Here is a 4,060-nt window from a genome sequence, read left to right as displayed (position 1 = left end):
AGTGCTTTGTTGTTTCCATTGTCTTGTGGTTTTAAAGGTGAAACCGTTGTAATTTTAAAAAGGAAAACAAACTCGGAAGAACACGCTTGTGCTGTGCTATCGATCCTACTGCAGGCTTTGAAAGGAGCTTGTTGAACTGTTCAGCATCGGACAAGCAAAGGGGCGGTGATGATCATGTTAGAGAGGCTCAAAGGCCTAAGCGTATTGAACATCTTATTCCGCCCTTTGTTCTTTCGAATATGTTATTCATCCCCTTAAGTGAATTTACTCAATTGTAAACATAGGAGGGGTATTGCTGCAAGCAGGGGCAACGCAATAAATCTCAACTTTGTGTTCGCTCATCGGTAGCTGTTTCGGCTGGACGTTCACTATTCAACTTTGGTGTGACCCATATGGCAGCATATCTTTAATCATCTGCAGTTCAGGTCTGAAGAATAAAAAATGCCCTGCCTGCAGCAATACCTGACCGTTATATTCAATAGCCATCATACCCAGGCAATTGTTCTTTTTTCATCAGCTTCCCTCAGCTTTAGTGCATGGACGAAGGGTACACTTCAGCAGGTAGTTTACTTTCAGCTTTAGCTCTGAGTCGCTGTTATCAAAAGTGATTTATTATTTGGACAAATCTTTCTCCGCAGCCGAAGCGGACGAATCGCTATGAGGCCGGTGGTTCAATTTCAGGTTACCCTGTTTTTGCAAGCATTTGTTCTTTTTTCATCGCTTTGATGAATCGGTAGAATAAGTTCGGAAAAGGTTGATAATTGAATGGTCGCAGCTTCGCGGGAATTGGGGCTACCTGAATATAACAGAGCATTGGCAATAGCAGGGGGGACGGAAAAGCAATCACCAGAAGAACTCATTCAAGCTTTTGCTCTGACAGTGGAATAGAAATGAACTTTTAGTTATTAACTTCATCAAAACAATAGGAATCAGCATTGGTTCGAGTCGGCTGTTTTTCATAACCCTGCCATCGCCAATGCGTGTCCCGTTGCCTGCAATGCTGACACAAGCATTCATTTAGTTCTGTCAGACAGAAAAACATTTCATGGAGTTCGTTTGGATGATACCGCTTTACATCATAATACCAGTGACAGGTATCATTCTTCTTTTTAAAGGATTTAATGCCGACAAAGGACACGGACGAAAAAGAATTGGTTTGAGCTTTATCCTATTATCACTTCCTTTTCTTCATGCTTTTATGGTGGACAGGATTGACGCAAGCAATGAAAAATCATTGATTGGCAGCTATGCCCTTGAAAGTAACGGACAAGTGGTGCTCAAACTTCACGCGGACAAGACATTTGAACTTGCTAAACTCGACAGCGTAAAAGTTTTTGGCAAAGGCAACTGGCAGTACCGCAGGTGGGACATTGACGAAGTTGACCTTACATTTGGCGACAGTAATCAGCTGTCCTTTGAAGTGTTCTTTACTGAGAAAGGCAAAACTTTGCAAAACTCTTTTTGGACAGGAACAAGGTCAAAATTTGTAATACTGGTTTCTAGCAAAAACGAAGAATGACACTGCCCAACAAAAAGCACATACAGGCAACATCGGTTTTGTGCTATGGCGGCCGGACGAACAAGGCTAATCTTCCTGTTTTCAAAAGTGCTGCATATCTTTATCCAAGGCTGACGAACCACAGAATACCGCCACAGGCACAAAGCCGTCAGCGTTGTATGCTATATTGAATGACATCCCAACTAAAAATATCGGTTGACAGGCTCTACGAGGTATTCTCAAAATATCAGAGTAATCCAAACATGCAGGGCAGTCCTAATTATGATGACCTTGAAATTTGGAACAAAGAATTTTTCTCTAAACCTTTCAAGGAACTCACTGCTGACGACCTGTCAAGGTTCACCGGTAAAGCCATGACAACGTGGGGCGACGTTGATGATTACAAACACTTCCTTCCGAGAATATTGGAGCTGACTGCTCAATTGGACACACCCTATGAAGTGTGGATTGCATTTGACAAGTTGGAGTATGGCAACTGGAAAACCTGGGAGGAAACGGAACAAAAGGTTATTCATGAATACATGCTGGCGTTGTGGGAAAGCTTGCTCAAAGATGATACGGAAAAAGCCGAACGGTTCTTCATGGACTATTTTTCATCCATTGCCCACTTTTACCCAAGGTTCAGCGACCTTTTGACAGTGTGGGAAAGTGAAACCAAGAAAACTGCCACGAAGCATTTGGCAAACATGGTTTACAACGAGAGAGCTAACTTCTTTGACAAGGGCATCCTAGACGGCTTTCACAAACAAACTGAGAACGTACATGAACTCAATACCTGGTTGCTGTCTGACAAAATCGTTAAGCGACTTGAGGAGGCTTTCTATCTGTATGAACATAAGCCTTTCGCTGAAATCATTTCGTGGGCTGAGAAAATGCTCAGTGACGAACGACGAAATACAGCACACAACAGGGGTATTGCTGCAAGCGGGGGGCGACGGAGGTAATTTCGGCATTTCGTTCGCTCATCGGTAGCGGTTCAGGCCGGACATTCACTATTCACCTTTTGTAGTGAACATTTGGCTTTATATCTTTAATCATATGCAGTTCGGGGGCGATGGAACATTGAATGCTCCGCCTGCAGCAATACCTGTTCGTTGTAGGCAATGTTCTCCGACCATGAAAAAGCTTCTAACTGCAATCATCGTAACAGGACTAACCGCCTGTAATCAACCACAATCTAAGGGTGAGACAAAGACTATGGACTTTGGCGCCTTCACTATTGAGACACCAAATTCATGGAAACAAATCAAAGCCAAAGGCATTGACAGTTATGTAGGCAGAATTGCCATAGACTCTACTGACACACTTGACTTTGACCTTGGTTGGTATTCCAATACGCTGACGGAAGGCGAACCTTTCGTTGTAGAACGTTCCATGCTTCAGTATTCCCAGCTTCCCGCCGACACTTCGGAAATGATAATCGTTGAGAAGCTAAAGGGAATTGATTTAGATAGATACAAAAAGCAAAACGTTTCGTGGGACACAATAGACGGACGAAAAGCCAAACTTGTTTATCCAAGAAGGTCAGGCACCGGGACAACAGGCGTTTACATTGACAGCTTGTGGGTCTCGGGTGCAGACGTTGACCGCTTCAACTTGTATGGCGAGAACTTAAAGCCGAAGAACGAGAAAAAGGTGTTGCAAGCTATACGGACCTTGAAATTTCGCAGCAAGTGACACTGCCTACAACATCAAATTTCTGAAACCAAGGCTGACGAACAAACGCCAAACACTATATCTTTATTCAACGACAAAACAAAAGTGAAACTGAAGAATCATGAAATGCCTTGGCTTCAGAAATTTGTTCTACGTTGTAGGCAACTTTATGACACAATCCTCAGAGATAAGTTTTGAACTTTTTGACGGCGGCGACTTAATACGCATTGAGCCGCTCTATGTAATAAAGTATAACTCAGCGCTTGATTGGGACAAGAACTGGATTAACACCAGAGTGACTGTTAAAGGTGGCGCATTTACTGGACAGTTCATGGCAGACTTCACCACTATGGACTTTGAGCTTCTCAAACGTGACATTAAGAAATTAGATGAAGATTTTAGCGGCATAGGGAAGTTTGAACCATTGGAAGGTCAACTCATTCTTCATATCAAAGGTGACGGTTTAGGGCATTTTGAAGTTAATTGCACTGCGGTTGACCAGCCAGGTATAGGCGGTAAACTTTCGTTCTTTTTGACATTTGATCAAACAGAGTTGAAGCGCCTTATATCGGAGTTAGACAAAATCACTAAATTGTTTCCCATAACAGGCGACATGACTATCAAAAACGAATAAGCTGCCTACAACAGCAGCTTGCTACAATAGCGGCTGATGAGCTAAGGTTGTGCGACACGGAATTATTCAACTTTATTTCTAAATTTAAGCTGACGAGCCATTGAATGCCGCTACTGCAGCAAGCTGTCGGACGTCAGACTGTCTAAAAACTACACGCTATTTTGCACATAGGTGCATAACTCTGATGTGTATTCGCCGGTGGTATTTCGTAACTTACTAGTATGCGCTACATCACTGGTACGGACCGCACA

Annotated in this window: 4 protein-coding genes; all 4 read left to right on the top strand. The window is 43.0% G+C overall.

Going from position 1 to position 4,060, the window contains the following annotated elements:
• The first annotated feature begins 1,045 nt into the window (after positions 1 to 1,045).
• The 4 genes from D6024_RS26070 (at position 1,046) to D6024_RS26055 (ending at position 3,809) form a co-directional block, all read left to right on the top strand.
• Positions 1,046 to 1,519 (top strand): hypothetical protein, encoded by a 474-nt coding sequence (locus D6024_RS26070; protein WP_121357761.1) that lies wholly within the window; start codon positions 1,046 to 1,048, stop codon positions 1,517 to 1,519.
• A gap of 170 nt (positions 1,520 to 1,689) precedes the next feature.
• Entirely contained in the window at positions 1,690 to 2,463 is a 774-nt protein-coding gene (locus D6024_RS26065; RefSeq protein WP_162945054.1) for a hypothetical protein, read from the top strand.
• A gap of 172 nt (positions 2,464 to 2,635) precedes the next feature.
• Positions 2,636 to 3,196, top strand: a complete 561-nt coding sequence (locus tag D6024_RS26060) for a hypothetical protein (RefSeq protein WP_121357759.1) — start codon at positions 2,636 to 2,638, stop codon at positions 3,194 to 3,196.
• Positions 3,197 to 3,296: 100 nt separating this feature from the next.
• Complete coding sequence (locus D6024_RS26055; RefSeq protein ID WP_121357758.1) at positions 3,297 to 3,809, top strand: WapI family immunity protein; 513 nt, start codon at positions 3,297 to 3,299, stop codon at positions 3,807 to 3,809.
• Positions 3,810 to 4,060 lie beyond the last annotated feature (251 nt).

The sequence above is a fragment of the Flavisolibacter nicotianae genome (genome assembly GCF_003628535.1).
GTDB classification, from domain to species: Bacteria; Bacteroidota; Bacteroidia; order Chitinophagales; family Chitinophagaceae; genus Flavisolibacter; species Flavisolibacter nicotianae.
Note: the sequence above shows the minus strand (reverse complement) of the source record. Positions and strands in the feature narration are given on the sequence as shown.